This window comes from Variovorax sp. YR566, assembly GCF_051992195.1.
Classification (GTDB): Bacteria; Pseudomonadota; Gammaproteobacteria; order Burkholderiales; family Burkholderiaceae_C; genus Variovorax.
The window spans coordinates 4,669,475-4,694,446 of sequence record NZ_CP197092.1; the positions used below are offsets into that span (position 1 = coordinate 4,669,475).

The following is a 24,972-nucleotide window of genomic DNA, read 5'->3' on the forward strand; positions in this document are numbered from 1 at the left end:
TTTTCTTGTTCTCTTCGAGCTTGTGCGTTGGGTTGGTGGAGTGCGGCGCGCCGCGGCGGGTCAGCCCATGAAGCCGGGTGTTCGACCTGCCAGTGCGGGGTTGGCGGCAGCTGTTGCAATGCCCGGCTTCATGCCACCCGAAGCCATGCCGCTCATCACACCGGTGATCGGCGCACCCATCGGCCCCAGCTTGGCGCCGGCCGCCTGGATCGCCATGCCGGTTGCTGCCTGGCTCGCCTGGCCGAGTAGCGCCTTGGCGCCCCCTTGCTGGATGGCCTGCGCTGCACCCACAGCCTGCTGCGCGACACCGGCCGCCTGGGTTACCTGGCCCAGCGTGCTCGCGGCCTTGCTGCCCATGCCTGCGACACCAGCGAGCGCGCCCGCAGCACCGCCTGTCGAACCGGTCATGCCCGCAAAGCCGCTGGTCAAGCCCGAAAGCCCCGATACAGCGCCGCCAGCCCCCTCGGCGCCTGCGCCCGTCGCACCCTTTGCCTTCCAGTCCTTGGGCGTGCCGAAGTAGCTCCCCTCCTCCCACGGGTCGCGGGGGTCCTTGCCGAATGTGACCTTGGCGGTGCCGATGGGCAGGCCCGAGACGGTCGCGAACCCGTTGCGGTCGAAGTTGCCGGCGTGCGTGCCGCCTTCCGAATCGACCACGGTGAAGTCGCCCTGCGCCACGCCCTGGCGCTTTTCGCCAGTCGGCTTGATGTACTGGTGGTACAGGTCGAGCTGCCCCTTCGGCACCTGCGGCGGATTGGGCAGCGCAGGCTTGCCCTCGTTGGCGGGCCCGACGAGGCTGTGTACCGATGCATGCTCGCGCCAGATGCCGGAAGTGCCGTGCTCGATCCCGCCCGAACTCCAGCGGCTGTAGCTCGAGCCGCCGTTGATCACCACCTCTTCCTTTGCGTGGATGGTGATCTTGTTGGCGGTCTGCGTGATGTTGAGCTTGGCCAGCACGTTGACGCTGTCCTTCAGCGCCTTGATGTCGATGTCGGCACCGGCCGCCACGAGCCGCATGCCGGCCTTGGAGGCGAACATGCGGATCGCGCTCTGCACGCTCACCAGCAGGCTCTTGCCCGCGCTCACGCTCGTATGGCCACCGCTGGTGAGCGCGCTGTGCTCGTTGCTCACGATGTGGGTCGAGCCCTGCGCCACGGTTTGCAGGCCCTTGGCGCTGGCCAATGTCAGGTGCGATTCCTGGAACTCGGGAAAGTCGCCCTGCTCGCGATTGCCGCCCTGTCCCTTGATGGCATCGTTCTGCTCCTTGAGGCTCGTGGTGACCTCGTCCTGGTCGCCGGCCTCGTGGGCCTGCGCACCTTGCGCCACTTCGCTCAGGCCTTCATGCAGATCGCGCGCCTGAGTGAGACGGCCCACCGTCTCGCTCATGTCGGTGATGTGCGCCTGCGCGTTCGCGCGCGCTTCGGTGGTGACCAGCAGCCCCTTGCCCGCACGCATCACCCCATGCCCGTCGGTACGCAACTCGAAGCCCTGCCCCCGGGCATCCTTGCGCCCCGCCGTGTCCTCGATGCGCCCGATGTGCCCCACGCTCAGTTGGCTGGCCTGGTGGTCACTGCGCAACTGCGCCTGGATCTTGCCCTGCGTGTCGTCCAGCACGATGTGGTTGCTGCGCCCGCCGCCCAACTCGCGGCTCCTGATGCCCGACAGGTGCTTCTGCTCGGGCAGCTGCCACGCCGGCATGGTGTCGGCGTTGTGCACGCAGCCGGTGACGATCGGGTAGTCGGGGTCGCCGTTCAGAAAGTCGACGATCACCTCCATGCCGATGCGCGGCACGGAGGTCATGCCGAAGGTGGCGCCTGCCCATGCGGTGGACACACGCACCCAGCAGCTGGAGTGTTCGTTCTCCTGCCCGATGCGGTCCCACTGGAACTGCACCTTGATGCGGCCGTACTGGTCGGTCCAGATCTGCTCGCCCTGCGGGCCCACCACCATGGCCGTTTGCGGGCCACGGGTGCGCGGCTTGGCTGTGGTGCGCTGCGGGCGCCAGGCGTAGCTGGTGGGCTGCGCGTCGAAGGCGAAGCGCTGCACGGAGCCGTCTGTGCCTTCTGCACCCTCGCTGGCCTGCAGGTTCTCCTGCAGGTGGTAGCTCACGCCCACGAGCAGGTACTGCTGGTTCTGGTCGGCCTTGGGGTGGCCGGTCAGGCGCAGGGTGTGGCCGGTCGCCAATTCACGCAGGTTGGCGCGGCCGGTGACGCGGCTGCGCTGGCTCAGCTGTTCTTCGTTGCGGATGCGCGCGTAGGTCTCGCCGTCGCCGTGCTGCACGAAGCCGCCGGGCCATTCGTACTGTTCGTAGGCGTCGTGGTCGTGCCCGGGCGGCATCTGGCGCAGGTGCGACAGCTCGGCCTTGGGCTTCTGGAAGTCGTAGTCGTCGTTGTAGTGGTGGCCCGAGCGCACTTCTTCCGCGATCTCCCACGCATAGATGCGCTCGCGCTGGCCCATGCCGGACTTCTCCAGCGGGTGGTAGCGCACTTCTTCCCCGCCGGGCAGCGGGCTGTGCGAGTGGGCGATGTCGTCGGCGAACACGAGCACGTGCTGCGACGCTTCGTGCCTGAAGTGGTAGTAGATGCCTTCGAGCTCGCACAGGCGCGAGATGAAGTCGAAGTCGCTCTCGTGGTACTGCACGCAGTAGTCCCACTGCCGGTAGTCGCCGCGCGTGAGCTTCTTCTCGATGGGGTAGCCGTAGCTGCCGAGCACTTCCATCACGATGTCGGGCACGCTCTTGCCCTGGAAGATGCGGAAGTCGCTGCGCCGCGTGGCCAGCCACAGCCAGGGGCGCAGGCGCATCCGGTAGAAGGAGTGCCGCGCATCTTCCTGCTCCAGTCCGAAGCGGGTGGCAATGCCGCTGAGGTAGCGCACGCCGCCTTCGGTTTCCACCGACACGGTGGTGGCCTTGCCCAGCAGGGTCTTGGGGTCGATGTTGTTGCTGTTGCCCAGCAACTCGATGTCGAAGGCGTACAGCTGGCTCAGCGCTTCGCGGCCTACCAGTTGGCGGAACTGCAACGCTTCGCCTGCCGGCGTCTGGATAGTTACTCGGCGCGTCATTGCAACGCCCCGCCAGTCCTGTAGCCCCAATTAATTAATAAAGACTTAACCAATAAGAATATTGTTTTAGCAATGAGCTTCATGCCCACCTCCCGCTGCACATTTTGACAATTATTTTAAATGTTGATTTATCGTAAGAAGCGATGCGAAAAATAGATGGCCAATTAAATCAGCATAAAGTTCGCCCCTCTGCTGCCGCCAGTGCAGAAAGTCACGTGGAGGGGAGCTACGTGAATTACGACCGAATCAATTACCGCGCCAGAAAGAGGATCGGGCCGTGATGGGTGAGTTGGCAGGAATACTGAGAAGCCAACCCGAAATTGCACTATTCCTGGTGCTCGCCATTGGCTATGCGGTGGGCCAGATCCCCTTCGGTCCTATCCAGCTTGGCGGCATCTGCGGCACATTGATTGCCGCCCTCGTCGTCGGCCAGCTCGGCATCCATCTCGACGACAGCGTGAAGAACGTTTTCTTCATGCTTTTCATCTTCGCGCTCGGCTATGCGGGCGGGCCGCAGTTCTTTGCCAATCTCGATGCCAAGGGCCTTCGGCTCGGGCTGCTGTGCCTGGTTGAAGTAGTGGTGGTGCTGGCGCTGGTGCTGGGCGCCACCCTCTTCCTGTCGCTCGACCAAGGCACGGCCGCGGGGTTGATGGCCGGCGCGGCCACCGAATCGGCCGTGGTGGGCACGGCTACCAACGCAATCTCCAAGCTCGCGCTGCCACTGGCGGACATCCGGCAACTGCAGGCCAACGTGGTCACGGCCTACTCCATCACCTACGTCTTCGGGCTGATCGCGATCGTGGTGGCCACGAGCCAGATCTTTCCGCTGCTGCTGCGCGTCGACCTGCGCGCGGAGGCCGACCGGCTCTGGAAGACGATGGGCGGCGGCAGCGACGAACCAGACGCGACCAGCGCCACGCCCGAGATGATCGGCCGCGTGTTCCTGGTCACCGTGGGCCGCGGGCGCACCGTCGGCGAGTTGACGGCGATCTTCGGCGGCCACGCCAGCATCGAGCGGGTCATGCGGCGTGGGCAGAGCCTGGCCGTGGAACCCATGCTGCGGCTGCAGGCCTTCGACCAGGTGCTGGCCATCGGACGGCGCAGCGTGCTGGTGAACGTGGCCGAACTGCTGGGCCGCGAGTTCGCCAACACCACGGCCTTCGACACCGTCGTGGAAACCACCGAGGTCGTGGTCAACCGGCGCGAATGGTTCGACCGCGAGCTGCACGAGCTGCAAGATGCGCCGCTTCCGCCCGGCGTGCAGATCGTCGGCCTGACACGCGACGGCAACGCCATGCCGCTGCTGCACGACGTGAAGCTGCAGCGCGGCGATGTGCTCAAGCTCTACGGGCCGGTGCTCGACGTGGCGCGGGCGCTGCCGCTGATCGGCGACCGCGTCGTCGAATCCACGCACAGCAACATCAGCTATGCGGCCATGGGCATCCTGCTGGGCGTGTTCATCGGCGGCTTCAGCGTCAAGCTCGGTGGCATTCCGTTCTCGCTGGGCACGGGCGGCGGCGCTCTGCTCACGGGCTTGGTCTTCGGCTGGTACCAGTCGAAAAACCCGCACCGCCTGAGCGTGCCGCCCGAAGCGCTGGCGCTGATGAAAGACCTGGGCTTGGCCACCTTCATCGCCTGCGTCGGCCTCGCCTCGGGGCCGCAGGCTCTGGCGCTGGTCAAGAAGTTCGGCATTGCGCTGCCATTGGTCGGCGTGGCCGTCGCGGTGGTGCCGGCCAGCATTTCGCTCTTCATCGGCCATCGGCTGCTCAAGCTCGAAGCGCCTGTGCTGCTCGGCGCCATCGCGGGCCAGCAATGCAGCACGCCCGCGCTCAGCGCGGTACAGAACGCCGCGGGCAATGCCACGCCGCTGCTGGGCTACACGATCACCTACGCAATTTCGAACGTGGTGCTGCCACTGATGGGCCCGCTCATCGTGGCACTGGCCGGACTGGTCGCGCACGCGGCGAAATGAGTTCCAACGACATCGGCAAACCGAAAGGACCCTGACCCATGGAATGGCTGCACGAACTCTTCAAGAAGTCGCCGGAGATGGCGCTTTTTCTCTCGCTGGCGGTCGGCTACTGGATCGGCAAGATCAAGTTCGGCAAGTTCCAGCTCGGTGGCGTGGCCGGCTCGCTGCTGGTGGCGGTGATCGTGAGCCAGGTGGGCGTGCAGGTCGACGCCGGCGTGAAGGCGGTGCTGTTCGCCCTCTTCATCTACGCAGTGGGCTTCGAGAGCGGGCCGCAGTTCTTCAGCTCGCTCGGCAAGCAGTCGGTGAAGGAAATCATCCTGGCCGCGGTGATGGCGGCCACCGGCCTCGCGACGGTGGTGGTCATGGCCAAGCTGTGCGGGCTCGACAAAGGCCTGGCCGCAGGTGTGGCGGCGGGCGGCCTCACTCAGTCGGCCATCATCGGCACGGCGGGCGATGCCATCGGCAAGCTCGGCCTCGAGGCAGCCGAAACTGCGCGGCTGCAGGCCAACGTGGCCATCGGCTATGCGGTGACCTACGTGTTCGGTTCCTTCGGCGCGATCATCGTGTGCGTCAACATCCTGCCCAAGTTCATGGGCCGCACCATCCGTGACGACGCCATCGCGGCCGAGACCGCCATGCAGGCCGGCGTGAAAGTGCTCGGCCCCGACCAGGAAGAAGCGGCGCCTTCGCTGGTCGGCCGCATCTACGAATTCGTGGCCGACCCGAAGCGCACCGTTGCCGACATCGAGAACGCGAACCCAGCCACCACCATCACCATCGAGCGCGTGAAGCGCGACGGCAAGTTCGTCGAGGTGAGCCCCGAGCTCGTGCTGCGCCAGGGCGACATCGTTCTGGCCGTCGGCCGGCGCGACGCGGTGGTGGCCAGCGCGCCGCTGCTGGGCAAGGAGGTCTACGGGGTCGACGGCATGGAGCTCACCATGCAAAAGCGCGAGATCGTGCTCACCAACAAGGAGTTCGACTGCAAGACGGTGGACGAGATCCGCAAGCTCACGGCCGGTGGCGTGCGCCACGGCATCTTCGTGGTGCAGCTGAGCCGCATGGGCAAGGTGCTGCCGATGAAGCCCGACACCGTGGTGCAGACCGGCGACCTGGTGTCGATCTTCGGTGCCGAACAAGACGTGAAGCGCGTGGCGACCATCATCGGCGACGTGATCGTGCCGAGCGCGAAGACCGACTTCGTCTACCTGGGCGCCGGCCTCGTGGTCGGGCTGCTGGTGGGCCTGTTGAGCGTGAAGCTCGGCAACATCCCGCTGACGCTCGGCTCCGGCGGCGGCGCGCTGCTCTCGGGCCTGCTCTTCGGCTGGTACCGAGCCAAGCGCCAGACCTTCGGCGCGTTGCCGCCGAGCGCGGTGCAGCTGCTCAAAGACCTGGGCCTGGCGGGCTTCGTGGTGGTGGTGGGGCTGTCGTCGGGCCTGCAGGCGGTGCAGACCATCAAGCAGCTCGGCCTGACCATCTTCGGCGTGGGCGTGGTCGTCACCATCGTGCCGATGCTGCTGACGATGCTGTTCGGCCGCTACGTGCTGCGCTACGGCAACACGGCCGTCTTCGCGGGTGCACTGAGCGGTTCGCGCAGCGCCAATCCGGCTTTCGGCGAAGTACTCACGAAGGCCGAGAACTCCATTCCCACCGTGCCCTTCGCCATCACCTATGCGCTGGCGAACGTGTTCCTCACGCTGCTCGGCCCGCTGATCGTCGCGCTCGTCTGAGCACAGGTTTCTTCCTTCTCTCTTCTTTTCTTTTTTCTCTCAACCAAGGAGCATCCAATGGATCTAGGAGACGTGAAAAAACTGGCCGGCCTGAGCCCCTTCGAACTCAAGGATGCGCTGATCCAGGTCGCCAAGCAGAGCGACCGCCTCATGCTGAACGCGGGGCGCGGCAACCCGAACTTCCTGGCCACCACGCCGCGGCACGGCTTCTTCCAGTTCGGCCTGTTCGCGATGACCGAGAGCGAGCGCTCCTACATCTACATGGACCACGTGGGCGGCTTCCCGCAGCGCGAAGGCATCGAGGCGCGCTTCGAAATCTTTGCCAAGGCCCATGCGGGCGAACCCGGCGTGCGCTTCATCGAGGCAGCCGTGTCGTACGTGCGCGACCAGCTGGGCCTGTCGGCGGGCGACTTCATCTACGAGATGTGCGAGGCCATCCTCGGCTGCAACTACCCCGTGCCCGACCGCATGCTGCGGCTGAGCGAGATCATCGTGGGCAAGTACATCCACAAGGAGATGATCGGCACGCACCCCTTCGTGGGCACCTTCGACATGTACGCGGTGGAAGGCGGCACTGCCGCCATGACCTACCTCTTCAACAGCCTGCGCGAAAACCACGTGCTGTCGCCCGGCGACACCATCGCGCTGGGCATGCCGATCTTCACGCCCTACATCGAGATTCCTCACCTCAACGACTACCAGCTGATCGAGGCGCTGATCGATGCACCGTCCGAGAACAACTGGCAGTTCACGAAGAAGGAGCTGCAGAAGCTGCTCGATCCGAAGGTCAAGGCCTTCTTCCTTTGCAACCCCAGCAACCCGCCGTCGGTGAAGATGAGCGACGAGGTGCTGGGCTACATCGCCGACATCGTGAAGCAGCGGCCCGACCTCATCATCCTCACGGACGACGTGTACGGCACCTTCGCGGACAACTTCCGCTCGCTGTTTGCGATCTGCCCGCGCAACACGATCCTGGTGTATTCGTTCTCCAAGTATTTCGGCGCGACCGGCTGGCGCATGGGCGTGGTGGCCACGCACGAAGACAACATCCTCGACCGCAAGATCGCTCAACTGCCCGAGGCGAAGCTGAAAGAGCTCGACGCGCGCTACAGCTCCATCACCACCGAGCCGCGCAAGCTGAAGTTCATCGACCGCCTGGTGGCCGACAGCCGCACCGTGGCGCTGAACCACACGGCCGGCCTCTCGACGCCCGTGCAGGCGCAGATGGTGATGTTCTCGCTGTTCTGCCTGATGGACGAGCCCGAGGTGTACAAGAAATCGATGAAGCACATCGTCTCGCGCCGCAAGGAGGCCCTGTACCGCGAACTGGGCTTGCCGCTGCAGGCAGACCCGAACTCGGTGAGCTACTACCACCTGCTCGACCTGCAGGACATCGCCACGCAGATGCACGGCGAGCGCTTCGGAAAGTGGATCGTGACGAAGCTGCAGCCGAACGAAGCCCTCTTCCGAATCGCCGAGGAGACCAGCATCGTGCTGCTGCCAGGCCGCGGCTTCGGCGGCAAGCACGCGTCGGGGCGCGTGTCGCTGGCCAACCTCAACGAATACGACTACGCGAACATCGGGCGGTCGTTGCGCAAGCTGGCTTCGGAATACTTTGCGGTGTTCGAGAAGGAGAACGGCAAGGGCGCCGTGAAGACTGCAGCGAAGGCGGGAAAGGCCGGCAAGAAGAAGTAGGCCGGCTTTTCCGCGCCACAGGGGCTCAGGCCGGCTTGCGTGCCGTGAGCCACTGCGCCGGCGTCAATGCCGCCGCCACCACGCGTACCTCGCCGATGTTGCCGAAGAAGCCGTCAGCGCGCGCACCGTCCCACGAGCCACCGCCCACCACCCAGGGCGACGTGGCCGAGAGCGTGGCCAACCCAGTGATGGCCGCCGCGTTGCGCAGCACAGGCGCGCCTTCGACGTACATCGTGGTGTCGTGCGACACCGGGTCGTTCACGATCGCGACGTGCACCCAGCGATCGGCGATGACCTCGCCCGACCAGTTGGCCTTGGGCTCGCGAGTACCAGCCGGGCTCGGCACCACTTCCCACTGCACTTCGCGCAGGCTCGAAATGGCGAACAGCATGGGTGGGGATTCCGGGTCGCCGCCCGAATAGCCCGCCAGATCGCCGCGGCGGTCGTCGCGCGTCATGATGTTCATCCACGCTTGGTTGCCGCTGGTCCAGCTCTTGTCGATCTTGATGAAAGCCTCGATGGTGTAGCCGCTTTCCAGCGTCTGCGCGTTGATCGGCGCAGCCGTGTCGGTGAGGAAGTAGCTCAGGCGCGGCGTGTTCTTGTTGGTGTTCAGGAAACGCACCGAGCCCGGTGCGGCGGAAAGGTAGTGGCGGTCATCCGTCCACACGATGTCGCCGTCGGCAGCACCTACCACGCCGCTCTGATTCAGCGCATCACGGTGCAGCGGGTTGTTGCCCGTGACGTCAGCTACCACAGTGCCCGGCAGCACCGGCTGGTTGACCGCGCCGCCGAAGAAGCGCCAGTGCGCCAGCGTGTTCGCGACCTTGGGGTAGTCGTCCGAGTTCGCCGCAGGCCGCTGCTCGATCGTGGCCGGGTCCTTGTAGTTGGCCAGGATCATCGCGCGGGCCTTGTCCACCAGCGAGCTCTCGATGGTGGCGCTGCCGGTGCCGAAGCTCTTGTTGAAGCCCGCAAAGCGCTGCGCGAAATCCATGTCGATGACAAAGGCCTCGTTGGGCGTGGTGAGCACGGCCTGGTCGAAGCTGTTTAGCGTGGCGGCCGGCTTCTGCGGCACCCACGGCGAGAACGACAGCACCTTGATCTTCTTGTTGGTCAGGTCGAACTCGTACAGGCGCATCAGGCCGTTGCCGCCCTGGTAGGCCATCTGGTAGTCGACCACCATCTCCTCGACCTTGCGGCCGAAGTCGTTGGTCTTCGTGAGATGCGCGGCGCCATGGTGATGGCCGTTGAGCGTCATGAAGATCTGGTCGTTGTCGCGGATCAGCTTCTCCCAGAGCATCTTGCCGTAGTCGGTCTCGAGCGGGCTGGTGCCGTCGGGCGCGATGTTGAGCAACTGGTGGTTCACCAGGATGACGGGCAACGTCGGGTTCTTCGCAATCACCTGGCGGGCCCAGGCGATGCCTGCGTCAGAAATGCGCCATGACAGCGACAGCACCATGAACTTCTGGCCCTGCGCCTCGAACACGTGGTACTCGTGGAAGCCGCTGGGGTCGCGCGCGCCGAAGGTGGCCTGCTTCTTCGCGCGCTCAGTGCCGAACCACTGGATGTAGGGCTCGTTGGCGGGAGTACGGCTGGCATCGGTGCCGCCGACGGGGTCGATGCTGTAGTCGATGTCTTTCAGCACGTCATGGTTGCCGGCGAGCACGCTGTAGGGCAGCTTCGCGTCTTCGAGCACCTTCATCGCGGCATCGGCCACCTTCCACTGATCGGGCTTGCCGACCTGGTCGACCACGTCGCCAAGGTGGATGGTGAAGGGAATGTTCAGCGCCTTGGCATTGGCGGCGATCCACTTCGTCTGGGCAGCGAAGGGTGCGCTGCCGAAGCGCTTGTCATATTGGTCGCTCTCGGCGGCAGTGGCATAGCGTGCATAGAACTGCGTGTCGGGCATCACGGCGAGCGCGAAGCTGGAGATCTTGGCTGCGACGGCCGGAGGAGCGGGCGGCGGCGCCGATGCCGGGGCGGGTGCAGGCGCCGGCAGCGGGCCCAAGGCGGGTGAACCGCCGCTACCACCGCCGCAGGCCGCGAGCAAGGCGCTGCTGCCGCCAACGGTCAGCAGCGATGCGCCGAGCTTGAGCACCTGGCGGCGCGGCGGCGTGTTGTTGTTCTGTTCGGAATCATTCGATTCGGCAGGCGAAGCAATGCGCGGCGTGCGGGCGCCGCGCGGGTCGTCGGAAACGGACATGGAAAAGGAGGAGAAATTGCGAAGCTCGCAGCGTAGAAAGCTGCGGTGACATGCGCATGCAAGGCCCATGACACATTGTTTCCCCGTCAGGCCCTACTTCTTACTGGCCGCGCGCTCCATCCGATCCAGCCTCACCACACGCCACGCACAAAGGCTGCCAAGCACAGCCAGCAGCGCCGCCGCCGTGAACATCGTGCGATAGCCGAAAGCCTGCGCGACCGCACCGCCAAGCAACACGCCCAGCACGCCGCCGAAGCCATAGCCGATCACCGTGAACAGCGCCTGCCCTCGCCCGCGCAGGTGGCCGGGGAAGCGGCGCGACACCACCGCGATGCAGGTCGTGTGATGCGCCGCGAAGCTCAGCGCATGCAACCACTGCGCCACGATGAGCGCCGCAATCCAGCCGCCCAGCCCTGCGGTCAGCCCCAGCCGCGCGACGGCCGCGATGCCGCACACCAGCATCCAGCGCGGCATCGGCATCAGGCCGATGAGCCGGCCCTGCAAGAAGAACCACACGATTTCCGCCACCACAGACAGCGCCCACAGCAGGCCGATGGTGCTCTTGCCGTAGCCGATCGAATCGAGGTACAGCGAGAAGAAGGCGTACACCGAGAAGTGCGACATCACCTGGAAGAACAGCGCCGCGAAGAACCACCGCACCGCCGGATTGCGCAACACCGGCCCGATGGGCTCCTTCACTGCGTCGTGCGCCGCGGGCGGCTCGCGCACGTCGGGCAGCTTCATGGTCGCGATCAGCACGATGGCCAGCGTGCCCGCGGCCCAGGCCGGAAAGTGCTTCATGCCGAAGCGCTCGAACCACTCGCCCGCCACGAACACCGTGAGCAGAAAACCGGCCGATCCGCACAGCCGGATGCGCCCATAGCGCCCCCAGTCGCCGGCCACCAGTTGCGCCATCGCGGCCTCGGTGAGCGACATCATCGAGCTGGTGTGGGTGAACATCACGAGCAGCACCGGCGCGAGCCACCACGCGCCGCCGTGCCACCACAGCCCGAAGGAGCTGAGCAGCGCCACCGCCGCGCTGAAGCGCAGCAGCTTGACGCGCTGCCCCGTGTGGTCGCTGAGCGCGCCCCAGGCATAGGGCGCGAACACCCGCGTGATCGACTGCACCGAAGCCAGCAGGCTGATGGTGAAGATCGGCAGCCCCAAATCCTTGAGCCACAGGGGAAGGTACGGGTTGAAGAACCCGATGTGCGCGAAATAGCTGGCCGACAGACCAGCGAATGCCAGCATGTGGCCGCGCGCGGCGGCCACTGGTGGCGGGGCGGACACTACAGGAAGGACGCCTGCGGCGACGCGGCCTCGGTCTTGCCGGCTTGCGCCTGCACGTCGCCGCACTGCGCGCGATTGCGCAGCACGTGCTCCATGACCACCAGCGCCAGCATGGCTTCGGCGATGGGCGTCGCGCGAATGCCGACGCACGGGTCGTGGCGGCCCTTGGTGACGACTTCGACGGGGTTGTTGTTGATGTCGATGGACTGGCGCGGGCTGATGATCGAGCTGGTGGGTTTGATCGCGATGCTCACCTCGAGGTCTTGCCCCGAGCTGATGCCGCCGAGGATGCCGCCGGCGTTGTTCGTGACGAAGCCAGTGGGCGTGATCGAGTCGCCGTGCGTAGTGCCGCGCTGGGTGACGCTGTCCCAGCCGGCGCCGATCTCGACCGCCTTCACCGCGTTGATGCCCATCATCGCGTAGGCGATCTCGGCGTCGAGCTTGTCGAACAGCGGCTCGCCGAGGCCGATCGGCACGTTGGTGGCAGTCACGCGGATGCGCGCGCCGCACGAATCGCCGGCCTTGCGCAGGCGGTCCATGTAGTTTTCCAGCGCGCTCACGTCGGCGATGGGGGCGAAGAAGGGGTTGTTGGGCACGTGCTCCCAGCTCTCGAACGGAATGGCGATTTCGCCGATCTGCGTCATGCAGCCGCGAAACACCATGCCGTGCTTCTCGGCCAGCCACTTCTTGGCGACCGCGCCGGCCGCGACCATGGGTGCGGTCAGCCGTGCCGAGGAGCGCCCGCCGCCGCGCGGGTCGCGAATGCCGTATTTCTTCCAGTAGGTGAAGTCGGCGTGGCCGGGGCGGAACTGCTGGGCGATCTGCCCGTAGTCCTTGCTGCGCTGGTCGGTGTTCTGGATCAGCAGCGCGATGGGGGTGCCGGTGGTCTTGCCCTCGTACACGCCCGACAGGATCTGCACCGCGTCGGGCTCGTTGCGCTGGGTGACGTGGCGGCTGGTGCCTGGGCGCCGGCGGTCGAGGTCGCCCTGGATGTCGGCCTCGCTGAGTTCCATGCCCGGGGGGCAGCCGTCGATGACGCAGCCGATGGCCGGGCCATGCGACTCGCCGAAATTGGTGACCGCGAAGAGTGTTCCGAAGGTGTTGCCGCTCATGGCGGGGATTATCCCTACAAAGCGGCCGCCCCTCAGTCGGTCGTGTTTTCCAGGCGCTTGGTCAGCGCGCCCACCTGCAGCTCGATGGAGAACAGCCGTTCGTTCAGCACCGCAGTCTGGAGCCGGATCGCCTCGATGATGGCCTTGGTCTGCGGGTCGGGGGCGTTTTCGCAGAGTTCGGCCAGGTCATGCAGCTTCTTGCGCAGTTCGTTGCTCATGGAAGGCTCCGGTGATCGCGTCGTGGAAGCCGCAGTATGGGGTTTCGTCAACGCTCCGGCAATGCGGCGGCACCCGGGGTTTCGGGTGCTACCGCCCCTCCCGCCCCACGCAGCCGCACGGCCACCAACCCGCCTACGAACAGCAACACCGCCGCGCAGATGCCGGCCGTGAGGCGCAGGCCATGCAGCAAGGCCTCGCGGCCCGCCTCGAGCAGTTCGGCGCCCGCGCTCCCGCCAAGCTGCCCGGCCAGCACGACCGCGCCGCCCAGCGTGCTGCGGGCGGCTTCCACCTCGGCCGGGCCCGCAAGGCCCATCGGCACGGCATCGGCCATGGTGTTGCGGTAGATGGCCGCGCCGATGCTGCCGAGGATCGCGATGCCCAGCGCGCCGCCGAATTCCGAGCTGGTTTCGGAGATCGCCGAGGCCACGCCCGCGCGCTCCGGCGGTGCGCTGCCCACCACCAGGTCGGTCGCCAGCGTGAACACCGGCGCCAACCCGAGCGAGGAGATGACCGCGCTGCTCACCATCCAGGCAAGCCCGTCCTGCGCGGGCAACACGGCCAGCATGCCGAAACCCAGCGCCGCCACCGCCAGCCCGCCGCCCATCACGAAGGCCGGGCGCATGCGCCGCGCCAGTGCCGGCACAACCATCGAGCCGACGATGAAGGCCCCCGCGCCCGGCATGCTCCACAGGCCCGCATGCAACGGCGACATGCCGAGCACCAGCTGCAGGTACTGGGCGTTGTACAGAAAGATGCCGAACATCACGAAGCAGGCCAGCATGTAGGAGCCGAGCGAAACGCTGAAGGCCGGCAGACTGAACAGGCGCAGGTCGATCATCGGATCGGCCAGCCGCTTCTGCCGGCGCACGAACAGCGCTCCGAGCACCAGCCCGAGCACGATCGACAGCACCGGCATCGCATGCATGCCGTGCTCCGCGATCTGCTTGACACCGTAGATCACCGGCAGCACCGCGCCCAGCGACAGCGCCACGCTGGCCAGGTCAAGCCGGGCCGCGTCGGGGTCGCGGTACTCGGGCAGCAGCAAGGGTCCGAGCACCAGCAGCAGCACCATCACCGGCACGCCGATCAGGAACACCGAGCCCCACGGAAAGAACTGCAGCAGCACGCCGCCCAGCACCGGGCCAATGACGGCGCCCGCCGAGTAGCTCGAGATCCACACGCCGATGGCCACGGTGCGCTGCCCTGGGTCGAGAAACATGTTGCGGATCAGCGAGAGCGTGGATGGCGCCAGCGTCGCGCCCGCTACGCCGAGCAGCGCCCGGGTGGCGATGAGCATGTTGGCGCTGGTCGAGAACGCCGCCAGCACAGAGGCGATGCCGAACGCCCCCGCGCCGATCAGCAGCAGCCGCCGCCGGCCGATGCGGTCGCCCAGCGTGCCCATGGTGACCAGCAGGCCGGCCACGAAGAAGCCGTAGATGTCGACGATCCACAGCAACTGCGAAGCCGTGGGCTTGAGGTCTTCGCTGATCGACGGGATCGCGAGGTTCAGCACCGTGAGGTCCATCGAATAGAGCATGCATGGCAGCGCGATGACCGCCAGGCCAGTCCATTCGCGCACCGTGGCACGGGCCGGAGCTGGTGTGTTCTTCATTCTTTCAGGCAGCAAGGCTTAGCCAGCCCTCCAGCTTGACGAGCGCTCCGCTCCAGCCGTGGTTGTGGGCATCGCGCGCGGCTTCGTCGAAGAACTGCTCGTGCAGCAGCACCAGCTCGCAGCCCTCGGCATCGGGCTCGATGCTCAGGGTAACGCGCGACTCGCGCTCCGGCGTGCTGCGCCAGGCCCAGCTGAAGACCAGCTTGCGGTTCGGAACCACTTCGAGATACATGCCGCTCACGTCGTGCGTTTCGCCGTCGTTGGCCAGCATGGCCACGCGGAAGCGGCCGCCCACGCGCAGGTCGACCTCGGCGATCGGCACCGAGACGATCTCCTCGGGCCCGAACCAGAGCCTCAGCGCTTGCGGGTCGGTCCACGCGCGCCAGACTTTGTCGGGCGAGACGCGGTAGTGCCGCCTGAGGGTGAGCGAGGGGCGCTCTGCGTCGCCGGTGGAAGGGTTCGCCATTCGGTCTCCTCCTGGTGATAGAGAAAGCGCGCCAGTGCATCGAGGCGCCCGGTCCAGAACTTCTCGTAGCGGGACAACCACACGGCGGCCTCCTGCATGGGCCGGGGCGACAGCTCGCAACGCACGATGCGGCCCTCTTTCGTGCGAGAGATCAGGCCCGCGTCTTCAAGCACGCGCAGGTGCTTCATGAAGCCGGTGAGGGACATGTCGTGCGGCCCGGCCAGCTCGGTCACGCTGAGGCTGCGCTCGCCCAGGGCTTCGAGCACGGCGCGCCGCGTGGAATCGGAGAGCGCGGCGAAGACTGCGTCGAGGGCGTCGGTGTCCGGATGAGCGGCTGAGTGAACCATGCGGTTGAGTATCTGGAAGGCCTGCAGGCCCGTCAAGCGGCGCTTCCCAAAAGCCCCTTCGTGCGACCATTCATCCTGAATCATCGACAGGCAAAGGCCCCTCCAATGACCGAACTGCGCCAACCATATCCCCCGATCGAACCGTACGAAAGCGGCATGCTCGACGTGGGCGACGGCCACCAGATCTACTACGAGCGCGCGGGCACGCCCGGCGCCAAGCCCGCAGTGTTCCTGCATGGCGGCCCTGGCGGCGGCATCTCGCCCGAACACCGGCGGCTGTTCGACCCGGCACGCTACGACCTGATGCTGTTCGACCAGCGCGGCTGCGGCCGCTCGCTCCCGCACGCAGGCCTGGAGGCCAACACCACATGGCATCTGGTCGCCGACATCGAGCGCCTGCGCGAGCGCGCCGGTGTCGACAAGTGGCTGGTGTTCGGCGGCTCGTGGGGTTCGACGCTCGCCCTCGCCTACGCGCAGAAGCATCCCGAACGCGTGAGCGAACTGGTGCTGCGCGGCATCTATACCGTGACCCGGGCGGAGCTCCGGTGGTACTACCAGTTCGGCGTGTCGGAGATGTTCCCCGACAAGTGGGAGAAGTTCCAGGCTCCCATTCCCGAGGCCGAGCGCGGCGACATGATCGCGGCCTACCGCAAGCGGCTCACCGGCGACGACCCGGTGGCACGCATCGAGGCGGCGCGCGCCTGGAGCGTGTGGGAGGCCGAGACCATCACCCTGCTGCCGAGCCCGGCGATTGCCGAAGCGCATGGCGAAGATCATTTCGCGCTGGCCTTCGCACGGCTGGAAAACCACTACTTCGTGCACGACGCCTGGCTCGAAGAAGGCCAGTTGCTGCGCGACGCGCACCGGCTGCACGGCATTCCCGGGGTGATCGTGCACGGCCGCTACGACATGCCCTGCCCCGCGCGCTACGCATGGGCGCTGCACAAGGCCTGGCCCGAGGCCGAGTTCCATCTGATCGAGGGCGCAGGGCATGCCTACTCGGAGCCCGGCATCCTCGACCGGCTGCTGCGCGCGACCGACGGTTTTGCCAGCCGCTGAATCGCGCGCAGCCGCTACGGCCCGGGAACGCTTTATGCGTGCTGCACCGCACCACACAACCACCTGCGAAGGAGCGCCCCATGCTGGACCGTACCGCCACCCAGTTCTCCCATGTGAAGCCCGGCGACACAGAGTTCGTATCGGGTGGTTTGCGTGACTTTTTTCTCTATCGCGACCTTGGGATCGCCGAAGCCACCAACGGCAAGGTGATCGCGCATCTGGTCAAGGCCAACATGGCACCGGAAACGGGCACCGGCTGGCACCGCCACGAGGCGGACTTCCAGATCGTGATCATGGTCAAGGGCTGGGCCCGCTTCATGTACGAAGACAAGGAAACGCTGGTCGAGGCCGGCGACGTTGTGCACCAGCGGCCGGGCATCCGGCACTTCCTGTTCGACTATTCGCCCGACATGGAGTACTTGGAAATCGTCTCGCCGGCGGACTTCAAGAGCATCGACGTGGAGCCGGTGTGCGAGATTCCGGCGCCTACGCCCTGGAAGTAGGTCAGCGCAAGCGGCAGGCGTACTGAAGAAACCTGCCTTCCACCTGACCTCGCACGTAAAGACAGGAGGCTGTCTCCTCAGCCAAACACCCGGCGAGGAATGCTTCAAACAAGAGTCATTCGCAGCCAGAATGCCGGCCGATGCTGCTTTCGTTTGCATCGTCTCCAAGGCACTCACGATGACCCGCTCCACTCGCCCGATGCGTCACCGCACGCCCATCGCACTCGCCCTGATCGGCCTGTGCGCTTCGTCTCTCCCCACCGCATTCGCCCAGCAAGCCGCGCAGCCCGCGGCTTCCTCGCCCTCCGCTGCGCCTGCGCCCGCCCCCGGCACCTCCGTCCCCGCCACGCTGCGCGAAGTACAAGTTCAGGGCGCACAGGACAAGACCGGCTTCGGCGCCAACCCGTCTTCGCTCAACCGCCTGCCAGCCGACCTGCGCGATGCGCCGCAGTCCGTCACCGTCATCAACCAGGCCGTGATGCAGTCCCAGGGCGCGACCTCGCTCGCAAGCGCACTGCGCAACGTGCCGGGCCTGACCATCGGCGGTGCCGAGGGCGGGCAGATCGGCACCAACATCAACCTCAACGGTTTCTCGGCGCGCACCGACATCTACCTGGACGGCGCGCGCGACCGCGCCCAGTACTACCGCGACACCTTCGCGCTCGAATCGGTCGAGGTGCTGATGGGCCCGTCGTCGATGCTGTTCGGCCGCGGCTCCACCGGCGGCGTGATCAACCAGGTCACGAAGAAACCGTCGCTCACGCCCGCGGGCGAGGTCTCGGTGTCGGCGAGCACCACGGGGCTCGTGCGCTCGACCATCGACATCAACCACCCGCTGTCCGACACCTCGGCCTTCCGCATCGCGGCCATGGGCCAGCAGGGCGACGCCAGCACGCGCGAGCAGACCAAGCTGAAAGACTTCGGCCTCGACGCCTCGCTGAAGTTCGGCATCAACACGCCGACGCAGGTCACGCTCTCTGCGCTGGTGCAGCACAACCGCGACCAGCCCGACTACGGCGTGCCGCCGCTCAACGGCCACCCCGTGAAGGTCGACCGCGACAAGGCCTACGGCTTCAGCGACGACCGCACGATCTCCGACATCCAGGCCTTCAGCGCGGTGGTGCAGCACAAGCTCACGCCCGACACCTCGATCCGCAACCAGACGCAGTACAACGACGTGACCACCGATGCGCGCGAGACCGCGCCGCAGAGCATCGGCACGCTGTCGGCCAAGGGCGTGTTCACGCCCTTCTCCACCGGCACCACGGCCGTGCCGGCCGCCGCGTTCTCGTCGCTGCCGCTGAGCAGCCTGTGGGTGCGCCAGCAAAGCCATGACCGCACGATCCACGACAAGTCGCTGTTCAACCTCACCGAGCTCAACACCAAGTTCACCACCGGCTCGATCAAGCACACGCTGCTCGCCGGCCTGGAGCTGGGCCACGACACCTACGACAACCAGGCCTACTACCGCAACGGCACCTGCGCGGGCGTGGCGCTGAACCCGGCTGGCGGCACCAGTGGCTATGCCACCTGCTCGCCGCTGCTCGCGCCGTACCAGGGCAACACGCCGAGCACCGCGCCCTCGCTGCCCGGCAACCTGGCCACCGCCAGCGCGACGACCGTCGCGGGCTACGTGAACGACACCATCGAGCTGAGCCCGCAGTGGAAGCTGGTGGCCGGCGTGCGGCAAGACCACTACCGCGCGAGCATCTACAACAGCATTCCGACCGCGACCACGCTCGCCTCCGAAAGCCAGACCGTCGACTTCACCAGCGTGCGCGCCGGCGCCATCTGGCAGCCGACGCCCGAGCAGTCGTATTACGTGTCGTACAGCACCTCGTTCAACCCCTCGCTCGAACAGCTGGTGGCCACCACGGGCAGCACGCAGCCGCTGCCGCCGCAGAAGAACAAGGCCTATGAAGTCGGCGGCAAGTGGGACCTGAACGACGGCAACCTCTCGCTGACCGCCGCCGCGTTCCAGATCACGCAGACCAATGCGCGTTCGCAGAACAGCGACGGCACCTACAGCGCGACCGGCACGATACGCGTGAACGGCGCACGTGCCGGCGTCGCGGGCCGCGTGACCGACAAGCTGCAGCTGTTCGGCGCCTACACGCACCTGGACGCGACCATCATCGACGGCATCGCGCCCGGCACGCTCGGCAAGGTGCCCGCCAACACGCCGAAGGACGCGGCCAGCCTGTGGGCCACCTACGCGATCACGCCCGAGTGGGAGATCGGCGGCGGCACCACCTACAGCGCCAGGCGCTTCGCCAACAACACCGACCTCGTGCAGGTCGGCGGCTATGCGCGGCTGGACGCGATGGTGGCTTACCATCAGCCGAAGTACGACATCCGGCTGAACCTGTTCAACCTGGCCAACCGCCATTACTACGACGCGCTGATCCCATCGGACGGCGGCCGTGCGGTGCCGGGCTCGGGCCGCGCCGCCACGCTGTCGCTCACCTACCGGCTCTGAGTTTCCCCAGGAGCATTCGACACAACATGCTGGTCTGCATTCCCGGCGTCCTCGACCGCGAAGCGCTCGCGGCAGTTCGCGCGCGCCTCGATGCGGCCGGCGACGCCTGGGTCGACGGCCGCGTCACCGCGGGCCACCAGGGCGCGCCGGTCAAGTTCAACCAGCAGATCGACGAAGGCTCGGCGGTGGCGCACGAATGCCAGGCCATCGTGGCGAGCGCACTCGAACGCCATCCGACCTTCATCAGCGCGGCGCTGCCCAACCTGCTGTACCCGCCGATGTTCAACCGCTACAGCGAAGGCATGCGCTTCGGCCTGCACGTGGATGGCGGCGTGCGCATCGACCCGCGCACCGGCCGCAAGCTGCGCACCGACCTGTCGGCCACGCTCTTCCTGTCGGACGCCGACAGCTACGACGGCGGCGAGCTGCAGATGGAAGACACGCACGGCATGCAGACCGTGAAGCTCGCGGCCGGCGACATGGTGCTCTACCCCGCCACCAGCCTGCACCAGGTGACGCCCATCACGCGCGGCGTGCGGCTCGCGTGCTTCTTCTGGGTGCAGAGCCTCGTGCGCGACGCAGGCGACCGCGCATTGCTGTTCGACATGGACAACGCGATCCAGCGCCTCAACCAGAGCGGCGCCGACGAATCGGCGCGCCGCACGCTGGTGGGCACGTATCACAACCTGCTTCGCAAATGGAGCGATACCTGAGCTCTTGAACTCTCCCGGCCCGACACTCCGCCACTCACCCCCGGATGCCGCCTCGCCGCCGCGGCAACGTCGCCGCGCGCGTCCCGCAATGGGCCACTCAGGAACGCCGCCAACACATCGTTGCTGGCAGCCTGGCTCCCGGCAGGGCCGCGGGATCCACCGATCAACGCGGCCAGCGCGAAACGCGCCGGGCCCGACAGGTACAGCGGGACGTCGGTAAAACTGTAGTGATTGGCCTCGGCGATCTGGTAGCGGTAGCCACCGGCGCGCAAGTGCTGTTCAAGAGCGGCGTGGCCCTGCAGATAGTTCTGCGAATGCCGGGTCTCGCGGTGGTCGCTTTCCAGCAGCAGGAACGGCACCGGCATCGGGTCGCTGGCCGCGCGGCCGTACAGGGTGCCGTCGAGGTTGGCGGCGGCTCGGATCCGTGGGTCGCTCATCGCCGCTTCGACAGCGCTGGCACCGCCGAAGGAATGGCCGATCGCGGCAATGCGTTGCGGATCGAGCCGCTGCGACAGCCGCGGGCCAAACGCGCCCGGCCGGCCGATCTGATCGACGACGTAGCGCAGGTCCGCAGCCCGCACCGCCTGCTGTGCGCTCATGTAGCGCAAGCGGTCCGGGTCGTCCGGCAGGAAGCGCTGGATCGGCGTCGCAAGGCGGCCATCGGCCAGCTCCACCACCGGGGCTTCGTAGGGATGATCCAGCGCGAGCACGACGAAACCGCGGCTGGCCAGGTCGGCAAGCAGCCCGGAGTAGAACGCACGCGACGCGCCGTAGCCCGGCGAGAACAGCACCACTGGCCAGCGCGCCTGTTGCGTAGCCACCGGCGCGTTGGCGCGGGCATGGGTGTCGATGCGGCCGTGGCGCTGCATCACCAGGCCGGGTATCAGCGAAACATACGTCGGCAAGCTTCCGAGGCCGTCGATGTAGCGCGCCCCCGCGCCCTCGCCGGGAACGGCCGGATACCAGGCCTGGACCACGATGTTGCGGTGATCGTGCGGATCGGCGGTCGCGGTTTCGTCGCGATCACTGTCGATCCAGCGGAACACCTCGCTGCCGACCGCATAAGGTCCGCTTGGCGCGGGCAGTTCCGGCACCGGCACAAAACTCCACGCGAGCAACGCAACCGCGGCAAGCCCTGCCACACCACAGCGCCCCAGCCATGCGAGTGCGCGCCGCCGTGGCGGCGGCCGACGACGCCTCCGGGCCAGCACCACCAACCCCAGCAGCAATGCGTAGATGGCGACGTACTGCCAATAGAAGCCCTCGCGCCAAATCTGAACGAAGCAGGCGACCAGCAACGCCGCCAGCACGACGGCGATGACGCGCGCGCCGACCCGTCTCGTCGCCGCCGCACCCAGAGCCAGGCCAACTGCGACCAGGACGATTGCGCCATCCAGAGCCGACATCGGCAGCTCAGCCGCCGTACCTGGCGAGCATGCCCAGCTTCTCGTTCAGCCCGGCCTGGAATTGTTCGCGCTGCGAGGGCACCCACATCGGCGGATCGAACGAGGCGACGATGCGTTTGCTCTCGATGCGGATCGTGCCGGCCAGCGGCTCGCGCACCGCAAAGCTGTCGCCCTGCACGTCGACCCTGAAGCCCAACGCCTCGCCTTCCTTCAACTGCGCCTTCAGGGACTCCTGCAGTCTGGCCGGGCGCCCGGCATGCGGTATGGATATCTCGATGGGCCACAGGTCCGGCAGCGGCAGCAACACCGCGGCGATGACCTTCGACGGTCCGCCCGCATCCGGAAAGCGCAGCCTGGCAGCGACATCGAGCACCAGCGCTCGCGCTGCGGCGACTTCGTCGTTGGCCTCGTAGCCGCTTTGCGCGGTGACGAAGTTGTCGGTCAGCACATCGACCGACGCCACGCCGCCGTCTGCCGCCACGGCCATGCGGAAGCTCATCACGCCCTGCACTTCCTTGAAGGGCCTGATCGGTTCGGCGAGCGAGCGATGGAACTCGAACACCACCTTGCGCGCGGCGGCGGCGTCGAGCGGCCCGTTCACCACTGGCGAGGTGGCGCGCAGGTGACCGACCAGTGCGATGCGCCCTTCCAGAGGGTCCATGCTGCCTTCGATGGTCGGGGTGCCGTGGACGATGCGGTCGTCGAACAGCAGCAGCTGGTTGAACTGCGCCGGCACCAACTCGTACAGCACCTCGCCCTGCACGTGGTGCTTCTTGTAGCTCGGTACGCCATCGCGCATCAGCAGGGTTTCGCCGCCGGAGAACTTGCGGGTCTGCCAGCGCGTGAGCGAGTAGACGAAGCCGCAGGTGCCGTTGTGGAAGTCGCTGTGCAAGCCGAGGGTGCAGCCGTTGACCATCAGGTGCAGGTTCGGCGCGCCGGTCGGGATCAGGCCGACGTGGTCGATGCACCACTGCCTCAGGTGCTGGTCGAAGCGCGCCCACAGCGCCTCGGGAAACACCTGCTGCGGCACCGTGCGCAGGTAGGTGTACATCTGCGGCTCGCAGAAGTATTGCCAATGCACGGTCTGCCTGTAGGCATTCTTGACCTTGCCGTCGTAGGCCGTGCGCATGGCTTCGGCCTCGGGAAAGAAGTCGCTGACGACGTGCTGGCGTTTCATCATGCCGGCTCCTTCATGGCGGCGGTGGCGGCAGTGGCGTGGTCGCGCATGTCGCCCAGGGCGACGCGAACCTGGCGATTGCCGCTGTACGGCAGGCGCCCGTGGGCCATCAGCAGGTTGTTGACCAGCAGCACGTCGTGGACCTGGGTCTGGATGCGGACCGAGCACTCGGTCAGCACCCGGTCGATGGTGCGCACCCATCCGGCCGGGATCGGGCTGCTATCGCCGAAGAACACCGTGCGCGGGAACTGGTCGCGCCGGAAGTGCTTGCTCAGCAGGGCATCGACTTCGGTTGGCAGCGCGTCGGGGTGGTGCAGCAGGATCTGGTTGAACCAGGCCTCGGTGTCGCGCTCTGGAATCTGCAGCAGCGCGTGGGTGCGATACGACACAGTGAGGTCGTTCTCCGAAATCGCGTCGATCTCGTGCCCGGTCGGCGCGATCTTCTCGCGCAGCTCCTGCAGGCTGCTGACCTTGAAGAACTGCTCCCATGAGGCATCCAGGCCGCGGATGAAGCGGCGCCGGTAGACCAGGCCCAGCTCGCGGAACCGATCGAGCATTTCTGCCGGCAGGCGCTCGATGACCTTGCGTCCGTCCGACAAGGTCCATTCGCCGCCTTCGGACGCCGGCTCCAGGCAGAAGAACAACTGGCGCGACGGCCAGGTCTGGGTGTGCGAAGCCTCGTTGTGGAAGCGGATCTCCAGGTGCTTGGGGTACGGCGTGGCGAAGTAGACGTTCTCGCTGGCGCTGGCCAATGGCAGGTCGCCGTAGTGCCTGTACAGCGTGTCGCAAGCCGAGGCGGCGGAGGACTCGAAGCCATCGAGGCCGCCGACGTCGAAGTCGCGGAACAGCACGTGGCCGTCACTCCACAGCGCTTCGTCGATGCGGTCGCGGTGTTGGCGGATCCAGGGCGCGAGCGGTTCGCGCGAGGCGGAGGTGATTTGCATGGGCTCGGTTTGCGATGAGTTTGGAAAGAGGAGCGGCCTGTTCAGGACATGGCCACGAGAATCCGCCGCGGGCCGTCGAACGGCAGCCGCCCGTGCGCCGCGAGCACGTTGTCGACCGCCAGCAGATCGCCCTGCTGCCAACGAAAAGTACGCCGCTGCACGCGCAGAACCTCGCGCACGCTGGCCAGGGTGGCGTTGTCGATCCGGCCCCCGTCGCCGTAGTACGCCGCCATCGGCAGGCCGGCCTCAATGCGCGCATCGACCGCGCTGGCCATTGGTGTGTTGGAGGCGTGGAACAGATGCACCTGGTTGAACCAGACCCGTTCGCCGGTCAGCGGATGCAGGCGCGTGGGTGGCCGCCGCTCGTGAATGCGCAGGCCGCCGCCAGGCTGCCATTCGCAGCCGATGTCCATGTCGCGGCAATAGGCCTCGACCTGCTCGCGGTCCTGCGTCTCGAAGGCCTTGCTCCAGGCGTTGTAGCGCGATTGCGCTGGCGCGAGGTTGCGCACGTACATCAGCTGGCGGCGCTCGAACTCCTCGACGATAGGCGCAGGCATTGACTGCAGGATGCGCCGCGAGTCGGCCAGCGGCGTTTCGCCGCCGGTCTGCGGCGCGGTCGCGCAGAAAAAATACAGGCGCTGCGGCCAGCGCACGCTGTACGACATCTCGTTGTGCAGCGGAATCTCCAGCTGCTTCGGATATTCCGTCGAGGTGTAGATGCCTTCGGCCACCTGACTGCGCGGCGAAGTGCCGCCTGCGTAGCCGTGCAATTGCGGCGCCATCGCCGAGACCACGCGGCGGAAGTCTTCGGCCTCGCGCAGGGGAAAGCCGCGAAACAGTAGCGCGCCGACACGCAGCAGCGCCGGCTCCAGGCTCGGCATCGCCTGTTCGAACCAGGCCCCGGCTTCCTCCGCGCCGCGCCCGGCCAGAGCAGAGTCGGCGTGGATGCAGTGCGGAAAGCCGCTGCCGATGCTTTCATCGGTCTCGCTCATGC

The 24,972-nt window shown here is 66.8% G+C and carries 19 protein-coding genes; 7 read left to right on the forward strand and 12 right to left on the reverse strand.

Translation table 11 applies throughout. The annotated features are described in order from the left end of the window. Positions 1-60: 60 nt before the first annotated feature. Positions 61-3,057 (reverse strand): type VI secretion system Vgr family protein, encoded by a 2,997-nt coding sequence (locus tag ACTG4X_RS22000; RefSeq protein ID WP_440531920.1) that lies wholly within the window; start codon positions 3,055-3,057, stop codon positions 61-63. 334 nt (positions 3,058-3,391) lie between these two features. Here ACTG4X_RS22000 and aspT (ACTG4X_RS22005) point away from each other — a divergent pair, with 334 nt between their 5' ends. Genes aspT (ACTG4X_RS22005) through ACTG4X_RS22015 form a run of 3 tightly spaced genes read left to right on the forward strand, consistent with a single transcriptional unit; the run spans position 3,392 to position 8,451 of the window. Further along, complete coding sequence (gene aspT, locus ACTG4X_RS22005; protein ID WP_440531921.1) at positions 3,392-5,029, forward strand: aspartate-alanine antiporter; 1,638 nt, start codon at positions 3,392-3,394, stop codon at positions 5,027-5,029. A 38-nt stretch (positions 5,030-5,067) separates the two neighbouring features. Continuing rightward, entirely contained in the window at positions 5,068-6,756 is a 1,689-nt protein-coding gene (gene aspT, locus ACTG4X_RS22010) for an aspartate-alanine antiporter (RefSeq protein WP_440531922.1), read from the forward strand. A 57-nt stretch (positions 6,757-6,813) separates the two neighbouring features. Beyond that, positions 6,814-8,451 (forward strand): bifunctional aspartate transaminase/aspartate 4-decarboxylase, encoded by a 1,638-nt coding sequence (locus tag ACTG4X_RS22015; RefSeq protein ID WP_440531923.1) that lies wholly within the window; start codon positions 6,814-6,816, stop codon positions 8,449-8,451. Between the two features lie 25 nt (positions 8,452-8,476). On the opposite strand, the gene ACTG4X_RS22020 is transcribed toward ACTG4X_RS22015, so the two are convergent. From ACTG4X_RS22020 to ACTG4X_RS22050, 7 genes are all read right to left on the reverse strand, one after another. Continuing rightward, positions 8,477-10,651: a LamG-like jellyroll fold domain-containing protein gene (locus ACTG4X_RS22020; protein WP_440531924.1), complete on the reverse strand. Its 2,175-nt coding sequence runs from the start codon at positions 10,649-10,651 to the stop codon at positions 8,477-8,479. Between the two features lie 93 nt (positions 10,652-10,744). Further along, positions 10,745-11,941, reverse strand: coding sequence for an MFS transporter (locus tag ACTG4X_RS22025; RefSeq protein WP_440531925.1), 1,197 nt, complete (start codon positions 11,939-11,941; stop codon positions 10,745-10,747). Further along, entirely contained in the window at positions 11,941-13,053 is a 1,113-nt protein-coding gene (aroC, locus tag ACTG4X_RS22030) for a chorismate synthase (RefSeq protein WP_307616726.1), read from the reverse strand. The genes ACTG4X_RS22025 and aroC overlap by 1 nt, the downstream gene beginning before the upstream one ends. 32 nt (positions 13,054-13,085) lie before the next feature. Next, positions 13,086-13,271, reverse strand: a complete 186-nt coding sequence (locus tag ACTG4X_RS22035) for a hypothetical protein (protein WP_093050601.1) — start codon at positions 13,269-13,271, stop codon at positions 13,086-13,088. A gap of 47 nt (positions 13,272-13,318) precedes the next feature. Next, positions 13,319-14,896, reverse strand: a complete 1,578-nt coding sequence (locus tag ACTG4X_RS22040) for an MFS transporter (protein ID WP_440534415.1) — start codon at positions 14,894-14,896, stop codon at positions 13,319-13,321. Further along, positions 14,889-15,350 carry an SRPBCC family protein gene (locus ACTG4X_RS22045; protein ID WP_440531926.1) on the reverse strand — a complete coding sequence of 154 codons (462 nt, stop codon included), beginning with the start codon at positions 15,348-15,350 and terminating at the stop codon, positions 14,889-14,891. Before ACTG4X_RS22045 ends, ACTG4X_RS22040 begins: the two co-directional genes overlap by 8 nt. Further along, the gene (locus ACTG4X_RS22050; RefSeq protein WP_093179562.1) at positions 15,239-15,697 is read right to left on the reverse strand and encodes an ArsR/SmtB family transcription factor; all 459 of its coding nucleotides are present in this window, start codon (positions 15,695-15,697) and stop codon (positions 15,239-15,241) included. Before ACTG4X_RS22050 ends, ACTG4X_RS22045 begins: the two co-directional genes overlap by 112 nt. A gap of 105 nt (positions 15,698-15,802) precedes the next feature. Here ACTG4X_RS22050 and pip point away from each other — a divergent pair, with 105 nt between their 5' ends. From pip to ACTG4X_RS22070, 4 genes are all read left to right on the forward strand, one after another. Continuing rightward, positions 15,803-16,756: a prolyl aminopeptidase gene (gene pip, locus ACTG4X_RS22055; RefSeq protein ID WP_093179516.1), complete on the forward strand. Its 954-nt coding sequence runs from the start codon at positions 15,803-15,805 to the stop codon at positions 16,754-16,756. Between the two features lie 80 nt (positions 16,757-16,836). Then, positions 16,837-17,259 (forward strand): cupin domain-containing protein, encoded by a 423-nt coding sequence (locus ACTG4X_RS22060; RefSeq protein ID WP_093081559.1) that lies wholly within the window; start codon positions 16,837-16,839, stop codon positions 17,257-17,259. Between the two features lie 178 nt (positions 17,260-17,437). Continuing rightward, entirely contained in the window at positions 17,438-19,738 is a 2,301-nt protein-coding gene (locus tag ACTG4X_RS22065) for a TonB-dependent receptor (protein ID WP_440531927.1), read from the forward strand. 26 nt (positions 19,739-19,764) lie between these two features. Continuing rightward, on the forward strand, positions 19,765-20,451 hold the full coding sequence (locus ACTG4X_RS22070) for a Fe2+-dependent dioxygenase (RefSeq protein WP_093050628.1): 687 nt from the start codon (positions 19,765-19,767) through the stop codon (positions 20,449-20,451). Here ACTG4X_RS22070 and ACTG4X_RS22075 read toward each other — a convergent pair. Genes ACTG4X_RS22075 through ACTG4X_RS22090 form a run of 4 tightly spaced genes read right to left on the reverse strand, consistent with a single transcriptional unit; the run spans position 20,418 to position 24,970 of the window. Beyond that, positions 20,418-21,857: an alpha/beta hydrolase family protein gene (locus ACTG4X_RS22075; protein ID WP_440531928.1), complete on the reverse strand. Its 1,440-nt coding sequence runs from the start codon at positions 21,855-21,857 to the stop codon at positions 20,418-20,420. The two genes, ACTG4X_RS22070 and ACTG4X_RS22075, sit on opposite strands and share 34 nt — an antisense overlap. Before the next feature lie 7 nt (positions 21,858-21,864). Next, on the reverse strand, positions 21,865-23,037 hold the full coding sequence (locus ACTG4X_RS22080) for a hypothetical protein (protein ID WP_440531929.1): 1,173 nt from the start codon (positions 23,035-23,037) through the stop codon (positions 21,865-21,867). Continuing rightward, on the reverse strand, positions 23,034-23,978 hold the full coding sequence (locus ACTG4X_RS22085) for a TauD/TfdA family dioxygenase (RefSeq protein ID WP_440531930.1): 945 nt from the start codon (positions 23,976-23,978) through the stop codon (positions 23,034-23,036). The genes ACTG4X_RS22080 and ACTG4X_RS22085 overlap by 4 nt, the downstream gene beginning before the upstream one ends. 41 nt (positions 23,979-24,019) lie before the next feature. Then, a complete protein-coding gene (locus tag ACTG4X_RS22090) occupies positions 24,020-24,970 on the reverse strand; it encodes a TauD/TfdA family dioxygenase (protein WP_440531931.1) in 951 nt (316 codons plus the stop codon). Positions 24,971-24,972 lie beyond the last annotated feature (2 nt).

What these genes read in the sequence shown, in the direction of transcription:
- ACTG4X_RS22075 (WP_440531928.1), bottom strand. Translation starts at nt 21,857, where the DNA reads ATGTCGGCTCTGGATGGCGCAATCGTCCTGGTCGCAGTTGGCCTGGCT.
- ACTG4X_RS22015 (WP_440531923.1), top strand. Translation starts at nt 6,814, where the DNA reads ATGGATCTAGGAGACGTGAAAAAACTGGCCGGCCTGAGCCCCTTCGAA.
- ACTG4X_RS22080 (WP_440531929.1), bottom strand. Translation starts at nt 23,037, where the DNA reads ATGATGAAACGCCAGCACGTCGTCAGCGACTTCTTTCCCGAGGCCGAA.
- ACTG4X_RS22085 (WP_440531930.1), bottom strand. Translation starts at nt 23,978, where the DNA reads ATGCAAATCACCTCCGCCTCGCGCGAACCGCTCGCGCCCTGGATCCGC.
- ACTG4X_RS22090 (WP_440531931.1), bottom strand. Translation starts at nt 24,970, where the DNA reads ATGAGCGAGACCGATGAAAGCATCGGCAGCGGCTTTCCGCACTGCATC.
- ACTG4X_RS22020 (WP_440531924.1), bottom strand. Translation starts at nt 10,651, where the DNA reads ATGTCCGTTTCCGACGACCCGCGCGGCGCCCGCACGCCGCGCATTGCT.
- ACTG4X_RS22060 (WP_093081559.1), top strand. Translation starts at nt 16,837, where the DNA reads ATGCTGGACCGTACCGCCACCCAGTTCTCCCATGTGAAGCCCGGCGAC.
- ACTG4X_RS22070 (WP_093050628.1), top strand. Translation starts at nt 19,765, where the DNA reads ATGCTGGTCTGCATTCCCGGCGTCCTCGACCGCGAAGCGCTCGCGGCA.
- ACTG4X_RS22035 (WP_093050601.1), bottom strand. Translation starts at nt 13,271, where the DNA reads ATGAGCAACGAACTGCGCAAGAAGCTGCATGACCTGGCCGAACTCTGC.
- pip (WP_093179516.1), top strand. Translation starts at nt 15,803, where the DNA reads ATGACCGAACTGCGCCAACCATATCCCCCGATCGAACCGTACGAAAGC.
- aroC (WP_307616726.1), bottom strand. Translation starts at nt 13,053, where the DNA reads ATGAGCGGCAACACCTTCGGAACACTCTTCGCGGTCACCAATTTCGGC.
- ACTG4X_RS22045 (WP_440531926.1), bottom strand. Translation starts at nt 15,350, where the DNA reads ATGGCGAACCCTTCCACCGGCGACGCAGAGCGCCCCTCGCTCACCCTC.
- aspT (WP_440531922.1), top strand. Translation starts at nt 5,068, where the DNA reads ATGGAATGGCTGCACGAACTCTTCAAGAAGTCGCCGGAGATGGCGCTT.
- ACTG4X_RS22000 (WP_440531920.1), bottom strand. Translation starts at nt 3,057, where the DNA reads ATGACGCGCCGAGTAACTATCCAGACGCCGGCAGGCGAAGCGTTGCAG.
- ACTG4X_RS22065 (WP_440531927.1), top strand. Translation starts at nt 17,438, where the DNA reads ATGACCCGCTCCACTCGCCCGATGCGTCACCGCACGCCCATCGCACTC.
- ACTG4X_RS22050 (WP_093179562.1), bottom strand. Translation starts at nt 15,697, where the DNA reads ATGGTTCACTCAGCCGCTCATCCGGACACCGACGCCCTCGACGCAGTC.